The sequence below is a fragment of the Limnohabitans sp. Hippo3 genome, from assembly GCF_003063665.1.
Classification (GTDB): Bacteria; Pseudomonadota; Gammaproteobacteria; order Burkholderiales; family Burkholderiaceae_C; genus Limnohabitans_A.
On the sequence record NZ_NESF01000004.1, the window covers coordinates 61,098 to 79,762 of the forward strand.

The 18,665-nt window shown below is 61.5% G+C and carries 19 protein-coding genes; 12 read left to right on the forward strand and 7 right to left on the reverse strand.

The genetic code is table 11. From position 1 onward, the window contains the following. Positions 1 to 14 precede the first annotated feature (14 nt). On the forward strand, positions 15 to 1,382 hold the full coding sequence (gene yegQ, locus B9Z34_RS07155; RefSeq protein ID WP_108427502.1) for a tRNA 5-hydroxyuridine modification protein YegQ: 1,368 nt from the start codon (positions 15 to 17) through the stop codon (positions 1,380 to 1,382). A 75-nt stretch (positions 1,383 to 1,457) separates the two neighbouring features. Here the strand turns inward: yegQ and B9Z34_RS07160 are convergent, their stop codons facing one another. The 7 genes from B9Z34_RS07160 to B9Z34_RS07190 all read right to left on the reverse strand — a co-directional run bounded on the left by B9Z34_RS07160 (position 1,458) and on the right by B9Z34_RS07190 (position 8,624). After that, on the reverse strand, positions 1,458 to 1,913 hold the full coding sequence (locus B9Z34_RS07160; RefSeq protein ID WP_108427431.1) for a PIN domain-containing protein: 456 nt from the start codon (positions 1,911 to 1,913) through the stop codon (positions 1,458 to 1,460). A gap of 3 nt (positions 1,914 to 1,916) precedes the next feature. After that, entirely contained in the window at positions 1,917 to 2,177 is a 261-nt protein-coding gene (locus B9Z34_RS07165; protein ID WP_108427432.1) for a type II toxin-antitoxin system prevent-host-death family antitoxin, read from the reverse strand. 115 nt (positions 2,178 to 2,292) lie between these two features. Then, positions 2,293 to 3,288, reverse strand: coding sequence for an aldo/keto reductase (locus B9Z34_RS07170; RefSeq protein WP_108427433.1), 996 nt, complete (start codon positions 3,286 to 3,288; stop codon positions 2,293 to 2,295). Between the two features lie 136 nt (positions 3,289 to 3,424). Next, complete coding sequence (gene acnB / locus B9Z34_RS07175; RefSeq protein WP_108427434.1) at positions 3,425 to 6,016, reverse strand: bifunctional aconitate hydratase 2/2-methylisocitrate dehydratase; 2,592 nt, start codon at positions 6,014 to 6,016, stop codon at positions 3,425 to 3,427. A gap of 33 nt (positions 6,017 to 6,049) precedes the next feature. After that, a complete protein-coding gene (locus B9Z34_RS07180) occupies positions 6,050 to 6,580 on the reverse strand; it encodes a hypothetical protein (RefSeq protein WP_233249477.1) in 531 nt (176 codons plus the stop codon). A 29-nt stretch (positions 6,581 to 6,609) separates the two neighbouring features. Beyond that, a complete protein-coding gene (locus B9Z34_RS07185) occupies positions 6,610 to 7,527 on the reverse strand; it encodes a CoA ester lyase (RefSeq protein WP_369907616.1) in 918 nt (305 codons plus the stop codon). A gap of 110 nt (positions 7,528 to 7,637) precedes the next feature. Then, positions 7,638 to 8,624: a malate dehydrogenase gene (locus tag B9Z34_RS07190; RefSeq protein ID WP_108427436.1), complete on the reverse strand. Its 987-nt coding sequence runs from the start codon at positions 8,622 to 8,624 to the stop codon at positions 7,638 to 7,640. Positions 8,625 to 8,862: 238 nt separating this feature from the next. Here B9Z34_RS07190 and B9Z34_RS07195 point away from each other — a divergent pair, with 238 nt between their 5' ends. The 11 genes from B9Z34_RS07195 to leuB all read left to right on the forward strand — a co-directional run bounded on the left by B9Z34_RS07195 (position 8,863) and on the right by leuB (position 18,640). Continuing rightward, positions 8,863 to 9,648 (forward strand): GntR family transcriptional regulator, encoded by a 786-nt coding sequence (locus B9Z34_RS07195; protein ID WP_108427437.1) that lies wholly within the window; start codon positions 8,863 to 8,865, stop codon positions 9,646 to 9,648. Positions 9,649 to 9,779: 131 nt separating this feature from the next. Continuing rightward, entirely contained in the window at positions 9,780 to 10,211 is a 432-nt protein-coding gene (sdhC, locus tag B9Z34_RS07200) for a succinate dehydrogenase, cytochrome b556 subunit (RefSeq protein WP_108427438.1), read from the forward strand. 31 nt (positions 10,212 to 10,242) lie between these two features. Next, positions 10,243 to 10,608 (forward strand): succinate dehydrogenase, hydrophobic membrane anchor protein, encoded by a 366-nt coding sequence (sdhD, locus tag B9Z34_RS07205; RefSeq protein ID WP_108427439.1) that lies wholly within the window; start codon positions 10,243 to 10,245, stop codon positions 10,606 to 10,608. Positions 10,609 to 10,662: 54 nt separating this feature from the next. Further along, complete coding sequence (sdhA, locus tag B9Z34_RS07210) at positions 10,663 to 12,468, forward strand: succinate dehydrogenase flavoprotein subunit (RefSeq protein WP_108427440.1); 1,806 nt, start codon at positions 10,663 to 10,665, stop codon at positions 12,466 to 12,468. Positions 12,469 to 12,531: 63 nt separating this feature from the next. Further along, positions 12,532 to 13,236, forward strand: coding sequence for a succinate dehydrogenase iron-sulfur subunit (locus B9Z34_RS07215; RefSeq protein WP_108427441.1), 705 nt, complete (start codon positions 12,532 to 12,534; stop codon positions 13,234 to 13,236). Beyond that, the gene (locus B9Z34_RS07220; protein WP_108427442.1) at positions 13,236 to 13,544 is read left to right on the forward strand and encodes a succinate dehydrogenase assembly factor 2; all 309 of its coding nucleotides are present in this window, start codon (positions 13,236 to 13,238) and stop codon (positions 13,542 to 13,544) included. The genes B9Z34_RS07215 and B9Z34_RS07220 overlap by 1 nt, the downstream gene beginning before the upstream one ends. Positions 13,545 to 13,585: 41 nt before the next feature. Next, positions 13,586 to 14,884 carry a citrate synthase gene (gltA, locus tag B9Z34_RS07225; RefSeq protein ID WP_108427443.1) on the forward strand — a complete coding sequence of 433 codons (1,299 nt, stop codon included), beginning with the start codon at positions 13,586 to 13,588 and terminating at the stop codon, positions 14,882 to 14,884. Between the two features lie 363 nt (positions 14,885 to 15,247). After that, on the forward strand, positions 15,248 to 16,669 hold the full coding sequence (gene leuC / locus B9Z34_RS07230) for a 3-isopropylmalate dehydratase large subunit (protein WP_108427444.1): 1,422 nt from the start codon (positions 15,248 to 15,250) through the stop codon (positions 16,667 to 16,669). 17 nt (positions 16,670 to 16,686) lie between these two features. Further along, positions 16,687 to 16,815: an entericidin A/B family lipoprotein gene (locus B9Z34_RS07235; protein WP_108332105.1), complete on the forward strand. Its 129-nt coding sequence runs from the start codon at positions 16,687 to 16,689 to the stop codon at positions 16,813 to 16,815. 4 nt (positions 16,816 to 16,819) lie between these two features. Further along, positions 16,820 to 17,467: a 3-isopropylmalate dehydratase small subunit gene (gene leuD, locus B9Z34_RS07240; RefSeq protein ID WP_108427445.1), complete on the forward strand. Its 648-nt coding sequence runs from the start codon at positions 16,820 to 16,822 to the stop codon at positions 17,465 to 17,467. A 102-nt stretch (positions 17,468 to 17,569) separates the two neighbouring features. After that, entirely contained in the window at positions 17,570 to 18,640 is a 1,071-nt protein-coding gene (gene leuB / locus B9Z34_RS07245; RefSeq protein ID WP_108427446.1) for a 3-isopropylmalate dehydrogenase, read from the forward strand. Positions 18,641 to 18,665 lie beyond the last annotated feature (25 nt).

The following is an 18,665-nucleotide window of genomic DNA, read 5'->3' on the forward strand; positions in this document are numbered from 1 at the left end:
GAAAATTGGAAACCATGACCGCGATCAAATCCCCCGAACTTTTATTGCCAGCGGGCTCGCTCGACAAAATGCGCGCCGCTTACGACTTTGGTGCCGACGCCATCTATGCGGGCCAGCCGCGCTACAGCCTGCGGGCACGCAACAACGAATTCAAGCTGGAGCAGATCGGCATCGGCATTGCCGAAGCGCACGCCCGGGGCAAAAAGTTTTTTGTCACCAGCAACCTGCTGCCGCACAACGACAAGGTGCGCACCTATTTGCGCGACATCGAGCCGGTGATCGCCATGAAGCCCGACGCCCTGATCATGGCCGACCCGGGCCTGATCATGATGGTGCGCGAGAAATGGCCCGAAATGCCCATCCACCTGTCGGTGCAGGCCAACACCGTCAACTGGGCGGCGGTGAAGTTCTGGCAGAAGGTGGGCGTGACCCGCATCATCCTGAGCCGCGAACTGAGTCTGGACGAGGTCGAAAAAATCCGCCAGGAATGCCCCGACATGGAGCTCGAAGTCTTTGTGCACGGTGCGTTGTGCATCGCGTATTCGGGCCGCTGCCTGTTGTCCGGCTATTTCAACCGCCGCGACCCCAACCAAGGCACCTGCACCAACGCTTGCCGCTGGAGTTACGGCACCCAAGAAGCCACCGACGAGACCGACTCCGGCGAGGTCCAGCCCGTGCGCATGGCGGGTGACTTCAACTTCGAGCAGGAACAGGAAAACGCCGACAAAGCTTTCTCGGCCTGTGGCGACGGCCAGCGCCACCCCGCCGCCGACAAGGTCTACCTGATCGAAGAAGCCGGACGCCCGGGTCAGCTCATGCCCATCATGGAAGACGAGCACGGCACCTACATCATGAACAGCAAGGACCTGCGTGCGGTGGAGCTGATCGAGCGCCTGGTCAAGATCGGGGTGGACTCGCTCAAGATCGAAGGCCGCACCAAGAGTTTGTATTACGTGAGCCGCACCGCGCAGGTGTACCGCCGGGCCATCGACGACGCGGTGGCCGGTCGCCCCTTCAACCCCGAGCTGATCAGTGAACTCGACGGTCTGGCCTCACGCGGCTACACCTCGGGCTTTCTGGAGCGCCGCCCCGCGCAGTACTACCAGAACTACGAAACCGGCCACTCGGTGGGGCACCGCAGCCAATTTGTGGGCGAGGTGCGTGAGGTGGGTGATGGCTGGGCGCTGGTCGAGACCAAAAACCGTTTCGCGGTAGGCGACACGATCGAGGTGATCCACCCCAGCGGCAACCGCAAACTGCCGCTGACGCACATGAAAAGCGAATCCGGCGAAGCCATCGAGGTGGCTGCGGGCAATCCGCTCAAGGTGTGGATTCCGCTGGACGGCCCGGCCGAGGGTGCTTTGATCGCTCGGATGTTCTGACCCGCATCCGCGCCTGCGATGCAGGCGCAGGCACAGGCACAGGCACAGGCGCAGGCGCAGGCGCAGGCGCAAGTTTTAAGTACCCATTAACACCGGCAAGCCCTGCACCGCAGAAAAGTCGCGGTCATGTGTGACCAAGGCCGCTGCGCCGATCTGCAGCGCCGAAGCCAGCTGCACCGCATCGGGCAGCTTGAGGCGGTACTGCACCCGCAACTGCGCCGCCAGACTGGCCACCGCTGCGGACAAGGGCACCACCTGGTAAGCGCCCAGCGCCGTCTCGTAGCGCTTAGCCAGGGCCGTCTGGCCCGCCTTGAAAGGACCGGTCAGCACTTCGGCCAAGGTCACGGTGCTCAAGGCCAGCTGAATCTGGCCGCGATCTGCGGCTTCGAAAAGACCCACAAAACGGGGCGCGAATTCGGCATGGTCTTCGAGCAGGTAAATCCAGGGCGCGGTGTCCACCAGCACGGTGGCCCCCTCGCTCAGGCCGCACCACAGCGATGCCGAAGCACGGACTCGGCCACGGGTTCCCACCGCTCAAGCCCACTCATCGCGCAGCTGGGCGACCGCCGAGGCCGCACCCTCCGGCCACAGGCCTCGGCCCGAGCCACGCAAGGCTAGAACACCCCCTTGCCTGGAGCGGATCTGCTCCTCACGCCACTGCGCCACCGGCACCACCACCGCCACCGGCTTGCCGTGGCGCGTGATCACACTGCTGTAGCCCGCCACCGCCTCGGAGGCGATGAGCGGCAGCTGCGCCCGGGCTTGTTCGAGGCCGTATTGCGGGGTGTCTGACATGGCGAACTCCTTGATTTCCGTACAGACTGTACAGAAACTCAGAGGCGTTTGTCAATCACCCCATTGGCGCATCGATGCCCACTGCAACCGTCAGAGGCCAACACACACGCGGATTTCAGCGCCCGTTCAAAGGGTAAGAAGGGTCGTTGTAACCGGGCGTCGACGGATGCCCGGGCGCCACGAGGCTGTTGACCAAGGCTTCGTCTTCGGCGGTGATCGTCACCTCCAAAGCGCCCGCATAGTCTTGCCACTGCGCCAGCGTGCGCGGCCCGGCGATGACCGCGCTCACATGGGGGTTGGCCAGCACCCAGGCGGTAGCAAAGTGCGCCAGCGACACGCCCTTGGCCTCGCAATGCTGGCGCAGCGTTTGGGCAATCTGCAGCGACTCTTCGCGAAATTCGGTTTCCATGATGCGCTTGTCACCACGCGCTGCGCGGCTGCCCTGGGCGGGGGCCTGACCGGGTGCATATTTGCCTGTCAACACGCCACGCGCAATCGGGCTGTAGGGCACCACACCCAGACCGTAATGGCCGCAGGCTTCCAGAATTTCCACCTCGGGCAAGCGGTTGAGCAGGTTGTAATAAGGCTGGCACACCACCGGGCCGGGCATGTTCATCTGGCGGGCCAAGTTGACCATCTCGGCGATGCGCCACCCCCTGAAATTGGACACGCCCCAGTAACGGATCTTGCCGTCGCGCAGCAAAGCCTCGATGGCCCGCAAGGGCTCCTCCAGGTCCATGCCGTTGTAGTCGCGGTGCAGGTAATAAATGTCCAAGTGGTCGGTGCCCAGGCGGTGCAAACTGTCTTCGCAGGCACGCATCATCCAGCTGCGCGAGTAGCCTTGGCAGTTGAGTTGGTCCGACATCGGATTGCCGACCTTGCTGGCCAGCACCCAACGGTGGCGATGCCCCTGAAGGACCTGGCCCACCATGTCTTCAGACTTGCCGAGGGTGTAAATGTCGGCGGTGTCGATGAAGTTGCAGCCTTTTTCCTGTGCATCGGCCACAATGCGCCGGGCATCTTCCAGCAGCGTCTGGTCGCCGAACATCATGGTGCCCAGGCACAGGCGGGACACTTTCAGAGGGCTTTTGCCCAGGGTGGTGGTTTTCATGGCGGGGTCCTTGGCATGACAAGTAGAAGTGCAAAGCCTAAAGCCAAGGGGTCAGCCCGTCTGTCACCTGTGTAGACGACAAAAAAGCCCCCGGGCTTTTCAGCGCGGGGGCTTGAAGACTCGCTTTCGAAGGCGATCAGGCGGTCACGCCCTTGGCGTTCTCCACGTACTCCTCAATCTGGTTGAAGTTCATGTACTTGTAGATCGCCGCGCCATCCTTGTTCACAATGCCCATAGCTTCGTGGTACTCGGCCACGGTGGGGATGTGTCCCAACTTGGACGCGATCGCCGCCAGCTCGGCGCTGGCCAGGAACACGTTGGTGTTCTTGCCCAGACGGTTGGGGAAGTTGCGGGTGGAGGTGGACACCACGGTGGCGCCTTCGCGCACCTGGGCCTGATTGCCCATACACAGGGAGCAGCCGGGCATCTCGGTGCGGGCACCGGCTGCGCCGAAGTTGGCGTAGTGGCCTTCCTTGATCAACTCGCTCTCGTCCATCTTGGTCGGTGGGGCGACCCACAGCTTGACGGGGATGTCGCGGCTGCCGCCGAGCAGCTTGGCCGCAGCGCGGAAGTGGCCGATGTTGGTCATGCACGAACCGATGAAGGCTTCGTCGATCTTGGTGCCAGCGACTTCGGACAGGAACTTGGCGTCGTCCGGATCGTTGGGGCAGCACAGGATCGGCTCTTTGATCTCGTTCATGTCAATCTCGATGACGTGCGCGTATTCGGCGTCCTTATCGGCTTCGAGCAGCTCGGGCTTGGCCAACCAGGCCTCGACCTTCTCGATGCGGCGGGCCAGGGTGCGGGCGTCAGCGTAACCGTCGGCGATCATGTTCTTCATGAGCACGACGTTGGACTTCAGGTACTCCTCGACCGGCTCTTTGTTGAGCTTGATCGTGCAACCCGCAGCCGAGCGTTCGGCAGACGCGTCGGACAACTCAAACGCCTGCTCGACCTTCAGGTTGGGCAAGCCTTCGATTTCCAGGATGCGGCCCGAGAACTCGTTGATCTTGCCGGACTTGGCCACGGTGAGCAGGCCCTTCTTGATGGCGAACAAGGGAATGGCATGCACCAAATCGCGCAGGGTCACGCCGGGCTGCATTTCGCCTTTGAAGCGGACCAGGATCGATTCAGGCATGTCCAGAGGCATCACGCCTGTGGCGGCACCGAAGGCCACCAAACCGGAGCCCGCTGGGAAGCTGATACCAATGGGGAAACGGGTGTGCGAGTCGCCACCGGTACCGACGGTGTCAGGCAACAACAGGCGGTTGAGCCAGCTGTGGATCACGCCGTCACCGGGGCGCAGCGACACGCCACCGCGGTTGCTGATGAAGGCGGGCAGTTCGCGGTGGGTTTTGACGTCCACAGGCTTGGGGTAAGCGGCGGTGTGGCAGAACGACTGCATCACCATGTCGGCGCTGAAACCCAGGCAAGCCAGGTCTTTCAGCTCGTCGCGGGTCATTGGGCCGGTGGTGTCTTGCGAGCCCACGGTGGTCATCTTGGGTTCGCAATAAGTGCCGGGGCGCACGCCTTGGCCTTCTGGCAGGCCCACAGCGCGGCCAACCATCTTCTGGGCCAATGTGAAACCGGCCTTGGTGGCGGCTGGTGGCGTGGGCAGACGGAACACAGTGGAAGCGGGCAAGCCCAGGAACTCGCGGGCCTTGGCGGTCAAGCTGCGGCCAATGATCAGGTTGATACGTCCGCCGGCGCGCACTTCGTCAAACAGCACGTCGCTTTTGAGTTTGAACTCGGTGACGGTGGCGCCGTTTTTCACGATCTTGCCGTCGTAGGGCAGGATGTCGATGACGTCGCCCATCTCCAGCTTCGTCACGTCCACTTCAATCGGCAAAGCGCCAGAGTCTTCTTGGGTGTTGAAGAAAATGGGAGCGATCTTGCCGCCCAAAGTCACGCCACCAAAGCGCTTGTTGGGCACAAACGGGATGTCTTGGCCGGTGGCCCAGATCACGCTGTTGGTGGCCGACTTGCGGCTGGAGCCGGTGCCGACCACGTCGCCCACGTAGGCCACCAGATGGCCTTTTTTCTTCAGGTCTTCGATGAACTGCATGGGGCCGCGCTTGCCGTCTTCTTCGGGCTTGAACGCCGCGCCGGGGCGGGTGTTCTTGAGCATGGCCAGGTAGTGCAGCGGGATGTCGGGACGGCTCCACGCGTCGGGCGCGGGCGACAAGTCGTCGGTGTTGGTCTCGCCGGGCACCTTGAACACGGTGACGGTGATTTTTTTCTCGACTTCGGGGCGGCTGGTGAACCACTCGGCCTCGGCCCAGCTTTGCATGACTTCTTTGGCTTTGGCGTTGCCGGCCTTGGCTTTTTCGGCGACGTCGTTGAAGAAGTCGAACATCAACAGGGTTTTCTTCAGGGCCTCAGCGGCCACACCGGCCACTTCGGCGCTGTCGAGCAACTCGATCAGGGGATGCACGTTGTAGCCACCCACCATGGTGCCCAGCAGTTCCGTGGCTTTGGCTTTGGAGATCAAGCCAACTTGGACTTCACCATGGGCCACAGCGGCCAGGAAAGACGCCTTGACCTTGGCGGCGTCGTCCACGCCAGGTGGCACGCGGTGGGTCAACAAATCCATCAGGAAGGCATCTTCACCAGCGGGTGGGTTCTTGATCAGTTCGATCAACTCGGCCACTTGCTTGGCATCCAGCGGCAATGGCGGGATACCCAGAGCAGCGCGTTCTGCTGCATGTTCACGGTAAGCTTTCAACATGGTTTTTTCTCCTGTCAGTCAAAGTTTCAAGTTTTATCGACCCATGCCTGTCGTATCGATCAGGCTGGGCGGGGGATTGGTTTTCATGTTCTCGGCAAAGGCCACCTGTTCGGCGTTGGCGCATTCATCGGCCAAGCGGCGGCCTTTGTTTTGATCCATCAACATGGATTTGTTGGCCAGTTGCAACCAGACAGCGCCCGCTTTGCGGTCTTCCAGACGGATCGCGCCTGTGCTGGTGGCCACGGGGTGCATGCGGTAGCGAAAGCCTTTGCCGTGCAAATAGAAGTAGCCAGGCTGCGAGGCGTCAGCCTCCAGACGCACCGTGGCACCCAGCTCGCAAGGCAATTGGCCTTTGTGCACGCGCTCGGCAATGGCCAGCTCTTCCGGGCCCATCGGGGTGTCGGGTTCGGGCTTGGGGGCCTCGGCCAGTTTGGATTTGGGCGCCGCTTTGGCGGCGGACGTCTTGGGTTTGGTTGGCGTTGCTTTGGAGGAAGCTGCAGGGGCTTGTGACCATGCCGGCAGCGCCAGCAGGGAGAACACCAGTGTCGCCATCATGTTTCGCATCTCGATCTCCTTCGCACGAATGTTCTTCATCATGAAACAGATCGGGCTGGCTTGCCGTCACCCGAAAAGAAAAACTGAATCCCGGAAGGCAAACGACAACCGGTGTGGTGCGCACGCTCGATCAACTGCCAGAAAAACCGGTAGCTGGCCCGGTCGTGCAGTTGACCTGCGTGGCTGATGGGCGCCCACTGGGCCGCCTGCGCGGCCAGAATGATCTCACTGGCTTGTTCAATTTGCGCCTCGCTGGGCGCCATGGCCTGCAGGATCGGCCGAATCTGGTCAGGGTGGATACTCCACATGCGGGTGTATCCCAGCTCACGGGCCGCTTTTTGGGCGGCCATGCGGATCGCTTCGGTGTTTTTGAACTCGGTGACCACACAATGCGAGGGCACTTTCCCGTGGGCGTGGCACGCGCTGGCAATCTCGAGTTTGGCGCGCAACACCAGCGGGTGGGTGAACTGCCCCTGAATACCCATGCCATCGGCGGGAATCGCCCCGCCATGGGCCGAAACAAAGTCCATCAGGCCAAAACTGATCGATTGCACTCGCGGGTGCGCCGCAATGTCGAAGGCACGGTTCAAAGCAGCGGGGGACTCGATGAGCACATGCAAAGGCAAATCGTGGGCACCGGCCTCATTCAAGGCCTGCTCGGCCAGCTGCACATCGGCCACCGACTCGACCTTGGGCACCATGATGTGCGTCAAGCGCTTCGCCGCCTGGCCTGCAATGGTGGCCATGTCGGCTTGGAAACTGGGGTGGTCCACGGGGTGCACACGCACGCCCACACGGGCACCGGGTGCCGCGCCAAGGGCCAGCTCGGTGACCAGCGCGGCATGCTCTACCTCGCCACCCACAGGGGCGCCGTCTTCGCAATCGAGGGTCACATCAAAGACGCAGGTTCCAAACTCCTGCGTCATTTCGACTTGCAGCTGCAAGCTTTTGCGCATCCTCGCGTCGACACCGCTGTAATGGTCACAAACCGGCAGCTGAACGCTTCCGGCTTGCGCACCCAACAGGACGTCGCGAGGATGGCTCACTGAATGTCTCTGGGAGGCAATCAGATCAGGTGAGCGACGCCAGCTTGCTCGTCGGTCAGCTCTTTCAGGGTCTTGTCGATGCAAGCCTGGCTGAAGGCGTCGATCTCCAGACCTTCAACGACCTTGTACTCGCCGTTTTCGCAGGTGACGGGGAAGCCAAACATGACATCCTTGGGGATACCGTACCAGCCTTGCGACGGGATACCCATGGTGACCCACTTGCCGTTGGTGCCCAGGGCCCAGTCGCGCATGTGGTCGATGGCGGCGTTGGCAGCCGAAGCGGCCGAGGACAGGCCACGGGCTTCGATGATGGCCGCGCCACGCTTGCCCACGGTGGGCAGGAACACGGTTTCGTTCCAGACCTGGTCGTTGATCATGGCCTTGACGGATTCGCCCTTGATGGTGGCGAAACGGTAGTCGGCGTACATGGTGGGCGAGTGGTTGCCCCAGACGCACAGTTTTTCGATGTCGGCCACGGCCTTGCCGGTCTTGGCGGCGATTTGCGAAGCAGCGCGGTTGTGGTCCAGACGCAACATGGCGGTGAAGTTGCCGGGCTTGAGGTCAGGCGCAGACTTCATCGCGATGTAGGCGTTGGTGTTGGCGGGGTTGCCCACGACCAGCACCTTGACGTTGCGCGAAGCCACGGCGTTCAGGGCCTTGCCCTGGGCAGTGAAGATGGCACCGTTGATGGCCAGCAGCTCGGCACGCTCCATGCCTGGGCCACGAGGACGCGAGCCGACCAGCAGGGCGTAGTCGGTGTCCTTGAAAGCGGTCATGGGGTCGGAGTGGGCTTCCATGCCGACCAACAGCGGGAACGCGCAGTCTTCCAATTCCATCATCACGCCCTTGAGGGCTTTTTGGGCCTTTTCGTCAGGGATCTCCAGTAGCTGCAAGATGACGGGCTGGTCTTTGCCCAGCATTTCGCCGGAGGCGATGCGGAACAACAATGCGTAACCAATTTGACCTGCTGCACCGGTGACGGCAACGCGGACGGGCTTTTTGCTCATGATGGAAAACTCCAGAAGGTTGAAAACAAGGGTTGCAGGCGCTGACCAACCATCGGCCAGGGGGTCTGCCCGGCACGCCGGACCCGCGCGCCGCACCCAGATTCATGAGCGCGAAACGCAAGCAAACAGCTTGGAAGTGTACCCGCGAAAACCCTGATTCGTCAATTTGTCTTATGTCTTATATAAGATATCATGTGCCACCTGACGCGCAACTGACCCGCACGCCAGAATTCAACCTATGAACAACACTTCCCCATTGGCCGACAACAGCTCTACCGCGACCGAGACGTCTGTGCCGACGCCGGCATTCAGCCCGCTGTACCAGCAGATCAAAGGCCTGATTCTGCAGAACCTGCAGTCTGGCGAGTGGAAGCCTGGCGAATCCATCCCCAGCGAAATGGAGCTCGCCGCCCGTTACCGGGTCAGCCAGGGCACTGTGAGAAAAGCCGTCGACGAACTGGCCAGCGACAACCTGCTGGTCCGTCGCCAGGGCAAGGGCACTTTTGTGGCCACCCATGCCGAACACCATGTGCAATACCGGTTCCTGAAACTGGTCCCTGACCGCGGCGACCTGGACACCGAGGGCCCCGCCCAGCGCGAAATCGTGGATTGCAAACGGCTTCGGGCCACAGCCGACATTGCCCGGGCGCTGACCTTGAGAACCGGAGACACGGTTTTGCAGGTCCGCCGTGTACTTTCATTTGCAGGAACTCCCACCATTTTGGAAGACTTGTGGCTGCCTGCCGCGCCCTTCAAAGGCCTGACCGCAGAAAGACTGGCCGACTACCACGGCCCCATGTACGCACTGTTCGAAACCGAGTTTGGTGTGCGCATGGTCCGCGCTGACGAGAAAATTCGCGCAGTCCTGCCCGATGCCACCCAAAGCGAGCTGCTCAAAGTGACTCCCGGCACCCCCTTGCTGAGCGTGGAAAGGGTGGCATTCACCTACAACGACACCCCCATGGAGCTGCGCCGGGGCTTTTACCGCACCGAAAGTCACCACTACCACAACGCCTTGAGCTGAGCCACCCGAAATGTGCAGAAGATCTCCCAGCGCAGCCCGTGTGCAATGCTCATGTCAGTTTGTTGCGTTGCAATAGAATCCACCGGTTTGTCATCCAAATTACGAACGCGTTACACCCAGAAAGTACCCACATGACTGAACTCGCCCGAAAGCGGCCTGAATTCCGCAACATCAACGCCTTGAAAGACTTGCCCACTTACCGCCTCCCGGCGGCCGGTATTGTCTCCATCTTGCACCGCATCAGCGGTTTCCTGATGTTTTTGCTGATGCCACTAATCATCTGGATGTTTGACAGTTCGATCACTTCGGAGATTTCCTTCGCCAAGCTGTCGGCCGCCTTCAATGCCGGTCTCGGTTTTGTGCCCGGCTGGTTCATGAAACTGGTGGCGCTGGCGCTGATCTGGGCCTACCTGCACCACTTCATTGCCGGCCTGCGTCACCTGTACATGGACATCTGCCATGCGGTCACCAAAGAGTTTGGCAAATCCTCCGCCATCGTCACCCTGGTGCTCAGCATCGGCCTGACCGCCGTGCTCGGCGCCAAGATGTTTGGTTTGTACTGATCTGCCCCATAACAACAAAGGAAACTGACCTATGTCCGTGAACTACGGCTCCAAACGCATCGTCACCGGTGCTGGCTACGGCTTCCGTGACTGGCTCGCGCAACGCGTGACCGGCACTCTGATGGCCCTTTTCACCGTGATCTTGCTGGCCCAGGTGATCTTCACCGCTGGCCCCATCGGCTACGAAGAATGGGCTGGCATTTTTGCTTCCCAGTGGATGAAGGTCCTGACCTTCTCCGTCATCCTTTCCCTGCTTTACCACGTCTGGGTGGGCATGCGTGACATCTGGATGGATTACGTCAAGCCACTGGCCGTGCGTCTGGTCTTGCACGTCTTCACCCTCGTCTGGCTGGTCGGCTGTGCCGGCTGGGCTGTTCAGGCCCTGTGGCGCCTGTAACGCGTCAGCCCTTCGCCTGTCATTGCGCTGAAACCACACCAACCAAGTTAAACCATGAGCTATACCAAAGACAAAATCACCACCCGCAAGTTTGACGTCGTGATCGTCGGCGCCGGTGGTTCGGGCATGCGTGCCTCGCTGCAGCTGGCCCGCGCCGGCCTGAACGTGGCCGTGCTGTCCAAAGTGTTCCCCACCCGCTCGCACACCGTGGCGGCCCAAGGCGGCATCGGTGCCAGCTTGGGCAACATGTCCGACGACAACTGGCACTACCACTTCTACGACACCATCAAAGGCTCCGACTGGCTCGGCGACCAGGATGCGATCGAGTTCATGTGCCGCGAAGCGCCCAAGGTCGTGTACGACCTGGAGCACATGGGCATGCCTTTTGACCGCAACCCGGACGGCACGATTTACCAGCGTCCATTTGGCGGCCACACCGCCAACTACGGCGAAAAGCCGGTGCAACGCGCTTGCGCTGCGGCTGACCGTACTGGCCACGCCATGCTGCACACCCTGTACCAGCAAAACGTGGCAGCCAAAACCAGCTTCTTTGTGGAGTGGATGGCGCTGGACCTGATCCGCGACGCCGAAGGCGACGTGGTGGGAGTGACTGCCCTTGAAATGGAAACCGGCGACCTGCACGTCCTGCACGCCAAGACCGTGCTGATGGCCACCGGTGGCGCTGGCCGCATTTATGCGGCTTCCACCAACGCCTTCATCAACACAGGCGACGGCCTGGGCATGGCAGCACGCGCTGGCATCCCACTGGAAGACATGGAGTTCTGGCAATTCCACCCCACAGGCGTGGCCGGTGCTGGCGTGCTCTTGACCGAAGGCTGCCGTGGTGAAGGCGCGATCTTGCTCAACAGCAATGGGGAGCGCTTCATGGAGCGCTATGCGCCCACCCTGAAAGACCTGGCCCCGCGCGACTTCGTGTCCCGCTGCATGGACCAGGAAATCAAGGAAGGCCGTGGCTGTGGCCCGAACAAAGACTACGTGCTGCTCAAGCTGGACCACCTGGGTGCTGACACCATCCACAAGCGCCTGCCCTCGGTGTACGAAATCGGCGTCAACTTCGCCAACGTCGACATCACCAAAGAGCCGATTCCCGTCGTGCCCACCATCCACTACCAGATGGGCGGTATCCCCACCAACATCAACGGCCAGGTCGTGACGCAAAACGCCACCGACCACAACGCCGTGGTCAACGGTTTGTATGCCGTGGGCGAATGCTCTTGCGTGTCGGTGCACGGCGCCAACCGCCTGGGCACCAACTCGCTGCTCGACTTGCTGGTATTCGGTCGTGCTGCCGGCAACCACATCGTCGACTTCGCCTCCAAGACCAAGTCGCACAAGCCTTTGCCCGCCGACGCTGCAGACTACACCCTGAGTCGCTTGAACAAGCTTGAAGGCCGTGGCGGTGAATACGCCCAGGACGTGGCCAACGACATGCGCGCCACCATGCAACAACACGCAGGTGTGTTCCGCACCCAAGCCTCCATGGACGAAGGCGTGCAAAAAATCGCCGCCATCCGCGAGCGCGTCAACGCGATCGGTCTGAAGGACACCTCCAAAGTGTTCAACACCGCCCGCATTGAAGCCCTGGAAGTGGACAACCTGATCGAAGCCGCGCAAGCCACCATGGTGTCTGCCGCTGCCCGCCGCGAGTGCCGTGGTGCCCACACCGTCAGCGACTACGAGCGTCCAGTGGACGACGCCGTGGCACCATTGGGTCGTGACGATGCCAACTGGATGAAGCACACCCTGTGGCACAGCGCATCCAACAGCCTGACCTACAAGCCTGTGAAGCTCAAGCCCCTGACTGTGGACTCGGTGCCACCCAAGGTCCGCACGTTCTAAAGATTGTCTGGACCGCGCACTCCAAGTGGCGGTCCACCACCCGAATACACCAGGAGTTCTTTCATGACCCTACGCACTTTCCAGATCTACCGCTACGACCCTGACAAGGACGCCAAGCCCTACATGCAAACCATCCAGGTCGAACTGGACGGCAATGAACGCATGCTGCTCGACGCCCTGATGAAGCTCAAGGCTGTGGACCCCAGCATTTCCTTCCGCCGCTCCTGCCGCGAAGGCGTGTGTGGCTCTGACGCGATGAACATCAACGGCAAAAACGGCCTGGCGTGTCTGACCAACATGAACACCCTGCCCGGCACCATCGTTTTGAAGCCCCTGCCTGGCCTGCCCGTGATCCGCGACGTGATCGTGGACATGACCCAGTTCTTCAAGCAGTACCACTCGATCAAACCCTACTTGATCAACAGCACCATCCCGCCCGAAACCGAGCGCCTGCAAAGCCCGGAAGAGCGTGAAGAGCTGAACGGTTTGTACGAATGCATCCTGTGCGCCAGCTGCTCGACCAGCTGCCCCAGCTTCTGGTGGAACCCCGACAAGTTCGTGGGTCCTGCCGGTTTGCTGCAGGCCTACCGCTTCCTGGCCGACAGCCGCGACGAAGCCACGACCGAGCGTCTGGACAACCTGGAAGACCCTTATCGTTTGTTCCGCTGCCACACCATCATGAACTGCGTCGATGTCTGCCCCAAGGGTCTGAACCCCACCAAGGCCATCGGCAAGATCAAAGAGATGATGGTTCGCCGCGCTGTCTGATGCCCGTCACCCCCATCCTGGAAGACGCGTCACTGGTCGGCGCCGACCGCCTCGCTCCTTTGAGCGAGCGGTCGCTGAGCAAGCTGCGCTGGCGCAGCCGACGCGGTCTGCTCGAAAACGATTTGTTCATCGAGCGCTTCTTCAACCGCTACGCCGCTGCGCTGACGGTTGGCCAGGCTCGGGGCATGTACGTGCTGATGGACCTGTCAGACAACGATCTCATGGACTTGTTGTTGCGCCGCAAGGAGCTGCAGCCCGAGATCAGCACCGAAGAGGTGCGTGAAGTCCTGGACCTGCTAAGAAGTTGACCCATCACGGGTCGAGCACGGATTTATTGAGGAAACCCACCATGAAACTCGCCGATAACAAAGCCACCCTGTCGTTCTCCAACGGCAGCCCCAGCATCGAGATGCCCGTCTACTCCGGCAACATCGGTCCTGACGTGATCGACATCCGCAAGCTGTACGCACAAAGCGGCATGTTCACCTACGACCCGGGTTTCCTGTCCACGGCTTCTTGCCAGTCGGCCATCACCTACATCGACGGCGACAAGGGCGAGCTGCTGTACCGCGGCTACCCCATCGAACAACTGGCCAACAAAGCCGACTACCTGGACACCTGCTACCTGCTGCTGAACGGCGAACTGCCCGTGGGCCAGCAAAGCAAGGACTTCCACAAGCTCGTGAACCAGCACACCATGGTCAACGAGCAGATGCAGTTCTTCCTGCGCGGCTTCCGCCGTGACGCACACCCCATGGCCGTGTTGACTGGCCTGGTCGGCGCCCTGTCGGCCTTCTACCATGACAGCACCGACATCAACAACCCTGAGCACCGCCACATCGCCGCGATCCGCCTGATCGCCAAAATGCCCACTTTGGTGGCCATGGCTTACAAATACGGCGTGGGTCAGCCCTTCATGTACCCCCGCAACGACCTGTCCTATGCAGGTAACTTCCTGCGCATGATGTTCGGCACACCTTGCGAAGAGTACAAGGTCAACCCCGTGCTTGAGCGCGCCATGGACCGCATCTTCATTTTGCATGCCGACCACGAACAAAACGCCTCGACTTCCACTGTGCGTCTGTGTGGTTCGTCCGGCACCAACCCGTTCGCCGCCATCGCGGCGGGTGTGGCTTGCCTCTGGGGCCCTGCCCACGGCGGTGCCAACGAAGCTTGTCTGAACATGCTGGAAGACATCCAGAAAATGGGTGGCGTCTCCAAGGTTGGCGAGTTCATGAACCAGGTGAAAGACAAGAACTCCGGCGTCAAGCTGATGGGCTTCGGTCACCGCGTGTACAAAAACTACGACCCCCGCGCCAAGCTGATGCAGGAAACCTGCAACGAGGTGCTGGCCGAACTGGGCCTGGAAAACGACCCCCTGTTCAAACTGGCCAAAGAGCTGGAAAAGATCGCTCTGGAAGACGAATACTTCGTCAGCCGCAAGCTCTACCCCAACGTGGACTTCTACTCCGGCATCGTGCAACGCGCCATCGGCATCCCCGTGAACCTGTTCACCGGCATCTTCGCCCTTGCCCGTACCGTCGGCTGGATTGCCCAGTTGAACGAAATGATCAGCGACCCCGAGTACAAAATCGGCCGCCCACGTCAGCTGTTCACCGGCTCCCCACGCCGCGACGTGCAGCGTTGATCGGTTTTCAACCGAACCCGAAAGCCCGCCCATGTGCGGGCTTTTTTCATGCCCACTGCGCCTGTAGGTCGGCACCTTCAGGTCCGACGTGGTGAGCGTCGGCGCGGGTGGTACGCCGGGGCTGAAGCGACCTACCGACAAGACACCACAACTGGCATGGCTGTGGCCCGGGGCTGTCAGGCCGATTTGCTGGCGCGAAGCGACTGATGAGGCCTGGCAGCCCCGGGCCACAGCCGCGCAAGTCCCTGCGACGGCGGCATCACGGTCACGCAAGTCCCCACAGAGACCTCAGACCCTCAATGAATGGCAGGGATACAGCGCTCTAACCGCATAAAATGGCAGGCTGCACAGCAAGGAAGCTCCATGGCACGTACGCTTTACGACAAGATCTGGGATGAACACGTCGTCCACACCGAAGAAGACGGCACCTCCGTCCTCTACATCGACCGCCACCTGGTGCACGAAGTCACCAGCCCCCAGGCCTTTGAGGGTCTGCGCCAAGCCGGCCGCAAAGTCTGGCGCGTCAGCTCCATCGTGGCGACTGCCGACCACAACACCCCCACCACCGGCTGGGAACTGGGCTACGACGGCATCACCGACCCGATCAGCAAAGAACAAATCACCACGCTGGATGCGAACATGAAGGAATACGGCTCGGCCGCCTTCTTTCCGTTCTTGTCCAAGCGCCAGGGCATCGTGCACGTCATTGGCCCAGAAAACGGCGCCACCCTGCCCGGCATGACTGTGGTCTGCGGCGACTCGCACACCTCCACCCACGGCGCGTTTGGCGCACTGGCCCACGGCATCGGCACCTCCGAAGTCGAGCACGTCATGGCCACCCAAACCCTGCTGGCCAAAAAAGCCAAGAACATGCTGGTCAAGGTCGAGGGCACGCTGGCCAAAGGCCTCACGGGCAAAGACATCGTGCTGGCCATCATCGGCAAGATCGGCACCGCAGGCGGCACCGGTTACACCATCGAATTCGCAGGCTCAGCCATCCGCGCGCTCAGCATGGAAGGCCGCATGACGGTCTGCAACATGGCCATCGAAGCAGGCGCACGCGCAGGTCTGGTGGCGGTCGACGAGAAAACCATCGAGTACGTCAAAGGCCGTTTGCTCTCGCCCACGGGTGTGGAGTGGGACCAGGCCGTGGCCTACTGGAAGACCCTGCAGTCCGACCCGGGCGCGCACTTTGACGCGGTGGTCGAGCTGGACGCCAGCGCCATCGTGCCCCAAGTCACCTGGGGCACCTCGCCCGAGATGGTGCTGGACATCGACGGCCACACGCCCGACCCGGACAAGGAAAAAGACGACGTCAAGCGCGATGCCATCGAACGCGCCCTGACCTACATGGGCCTGCAGCCCGGCAAGGCGCTGTCTGACATCACCATCGACAAGGTCTTCATCGGTTCGTGCACCAACAGCCGCATCGAAGACATGCGCGAAGCCGCCGCGATCGTCAAGAAGCTCGGCCAAAAAGTGGCCAAGAACGTCAAGCTGGCCATGGTCGTGCCCGGTTCGGGTCTGGTCAAGGAACAAGCCGAGCGCGAAGGCCTGCACGAGATCTTCAAGGCCGCAGGCTTTGAATGGCGCGAGCCCGGCTGCTCCATGTGCCTGGCCATGAACGCCGACCGCCTCGAGCCCGGTGAGCGCTGCGCCTCGACCAGCAACCGCAACTTCGAAGGCCGTCAGGGCGCGGGTGGCCGCACCCACCTGGTCAGCCCCGCCATGGCCGCTGCTGCTGCAGTGCACGGCCACTTTGTCGACATCCGCAAATTCGCCTGAATCCAAGGAGCCTGGTCATGAAAACACTGATTCGCCTGACCCTGATTGCCAGCCTGCTGAGCCTGGCCGCGTGCAACACCGTGCGCGGCATTGGCCAGGACATCGAAAAACTGGGCTCCACCATCGAAGGCGCTGCCAAGAAATAAAGCCATGCAAAAATTCACTTTACTCAAAGGCCTGGTGGCCCCGATGGACCGCGCGAACGTGGACACCGACGCCATCATCCCCAAGCAATTCCTCAAGTCGATCCGCAAAACCGGCTTTGGCCCCAACCTGTTCGACGAATGGCGCTACCTGGACGTGGGCTACCCCGGCCAGGACCCGGCCAGCCGCAAGCCCAACCCGGACTTCGTGCTGAACCAGCCGCGCTATCAGGGCGCCAGCATCCTGCTGGCCCGCAAAAACTTCGGCTGCGGTTCATCGCGTGAACACGCCCCCTGGGCCATCGACCAGTACGGCTTTCGCTGCGTGATCGCACCCAGCTTTGCCGATATCTTCTTCAACAACTGCTTCAAAAACGGCCTGCTGCCCATCGTGTTGTCCGAAGCCGTGGTGGCCCAACTGTTTGACGAAGTGGCCGCCTTCCCCGGCTACGAACTGACGGTGGACCTGGAGCGCCAGGTCATCGTGCGCCCGCAAGGCGAAGAAATCCCGTTCGAGGTGCAAGCCTTCCGCAAGTACTGCCTGCTCAACGGTCTGGACGACATCGGCCTGACCCTGCGCCATGCCGACAAGATCAAGGCGTTTGAAGCCGAACGCCTGGCCACCAAACCCTGGCTGGCCCACACCGCCCACTGAATATCCACACCGAAGCACCCCTTGTGGGAGGCTGCCCCTGCAGCCGAATGCACGCACACATTTCGGCCGCAGGGGCGGCCTCCTACCTGCAGACCCGACATCATGAAAATCGCAGTCCTCCCCGGTGATGGCATCGGCACCGAAATCGTCGCCGAAGCCGTCAAAGTCCTGAACACACTCGACCTGAAGTTCGAGATGGAAACCGCCCTGGTCGGCGGCGCCGCGTACGACGCCTATGGCCACCCCCTGCCCGAGGCCACGCTGAAGCTGGCGATGCAGTCTGATGCCGTGCTGTTTGGCGCGGTCGGCGACTGGAAATACGACAAGCTCGACCGCCCCCTGCGCCCTGAACAAGCGATTTTGGGCCTGCGCAAAAACATGGGCTTGTTCGCCAACTTCCGCCCCGCCATTTGCTACGAGCAGCTGGTAGGCGCCTCCAGCCTCAAGCCCGAGCTGATTTCGGGTCTGGACATCCTGATCATCCGCGAGCTGACGGGCGACATCTATTTTGGCCAGCCACGCGGTCGCCGCGTGGCCACAGACGGGCACTTCCCCGGCGCCGAAGAAGCGTTTGACACCATGCGCTACAGCAAGCCCGAGATTGAGCGCATCGCCCATGTGGCCTTCCAGGCCGCCCGCAAACGCAACAAGCGCCTGACCAGCGTGGACAAGGCCAACGTGCTCGAAACCTTCCAGCTTTGGAAAGACGTGGTCACCGAAGTCGGCCGGCAGTACCCCGACGTGGCGCTGGACCACATGTATGTGGACAACGCGGCCATGCAGCTGGTCAAGGAACCCAAGCGCTTTGACGTGGTGGTCACCGGTAATATGTTCGGCGACATCCTGAGCGACGAAGCCTCGATGCTGACCGGCTCGATCGGCATGCTGCCCTCGGCCAGTCTGAACACGAAAAATCAGGGGCTGTACGAGCCCAGCCACGGCAGCGCCCCCGACATCGCAGGCAAAGGCGTGGCCAACCCACTGGCCACCATCCTGAGCGCCGCCATGATGCTGCGCTTCAGCCTGAACCAGGAAGAAGCCGCCCAGCGCATCGAAGCGGCGGTACAAAAAGTACTGGCCCAGGGCCTGCGCACAGGCGACATCTGGAGCGAAGGCACCACCAAGGTGGGCACCGCGCAAATGGGCGATGCGGTGGTCAAGGCCCTCGGCTGATCCGACCACTCCAAAAAAGACCCGG

Coding starts and splice junctions, on each gene's coding strand:
- B9Z34_RS07180 (WP_233249477.1), bottom strand. CDS start 6,580: ATGCGAAACATGATGGCGACACTGGTGTTCTCCCTGCTGGCGCTGCCG.
- B9Z34_RS07165 (WP_108427432.1), bottom strand. CDS start 2,177: ATGTCAGACACCCCGCAATACGGCCTCGAACAAGCCCGGGCGCAGCTG.
- yegQ (WP_108427502.1), top strand. CDS start 15: ATGACCGCGATCAAATCCCCCGAACTTTTATTGCCAGCGGGCTCGCTC.
- B9Z34_RS07195 (WP_108427437.1), top strand. CDS start 8,863: ATGAACAACACTTCCCCATTGGCCGACAACAGCTCTACCGCGACCGAG.
- acnB (WP_108427434.1), bottom strand. CDS start 6,016: ATGTTGAAAGCTTACCGTGAACATGCAGCAGAACGCGCTGCTCTGGGT.
- sdhC (WP_108427438.1), top strand. CDS start 9,780: ATGACTGAACTCGCCCGAAAGCGGCCTGAATTCCGCAACATCAACGCC.
- B9Z34_RS07215 (WP_108427441.1), top strand. CDS start 12,532: ATGACCCTACGCACTTTCCAGATCTACCGCTACGACCCTGACAAGGAC.
- leuC (WP_108427444.1), top strand. CDS start 15,248: ATGGCACGTACGCTTTACGACAAGATCTGGGATGAACACGTCGTCCAC.
- leuD (WP_108427445.1), top strand. CDS start 16,820: ATGCAAAAATTCACTTTACTCAAAGGCCTGGTGGCCCCGATGGACCGC.
- B9Z34_RS07170 (WP_108427433.1), bottom strand. CDS start 3,288: ATGAAAACCACCACCCTGGGCAAAAGCCCTCTGAAAGTGTCCCGCCTG.
- leuB (WP_108427446.1), top strand. CDS start 17,570: ATGAAAATCGCAGTCCTCCCCGGTGATGGCATCGGCACCGAAATCGTC.
- B9Z34_RS07220 (WP_108427442.1), top strand. CDS start 13,236: ATGCCCGTCACCCCCATCCTGGAAGACGCGTCACTGGTCGGCGCCGAC.
- gltA (WP_108427443.1), top strand. CDS start 13,586: ATGAAACTCGCCGATAACAAAGCCACCCTGTCGTTCTCCAACGGCAGC.
- sdhD (WP_108427439.1), top strand. CDS start 10,243: ATGTCCGTGAACTACGGCTCCAAACGCATCGTCACCGGTGCTGGCTAC.
- B9Z34_RS07190 (WP_108427436.1), bottom strand. CDS start 8,624: ATGAGCAAAAAGCCCGTCCGCGTTGCCGTCACCGGTGCAGCAGGTCAA.
- sdhA (WP_108427440.1), top strand. CDS start 10,663: ATGAGCTATACCAAAGACAAAATCACCACCCGCAAGTTTGACGTCGTG.
- B9Z34_RS07235 (WP_108332105.1), top strand. CDS start 16,687: ATGAAAACACTGATTCGCCTGACCCTGATTGCCAGCCTGCTGAGCCTG.
- B9Z34_RS07185 (WP_369907616.1), bottom strand. CDS start 7,527: ATGCGCAAAAGCTTGCAGCTGCAAGTCGAAATGACGCAGGAGTTTGGA.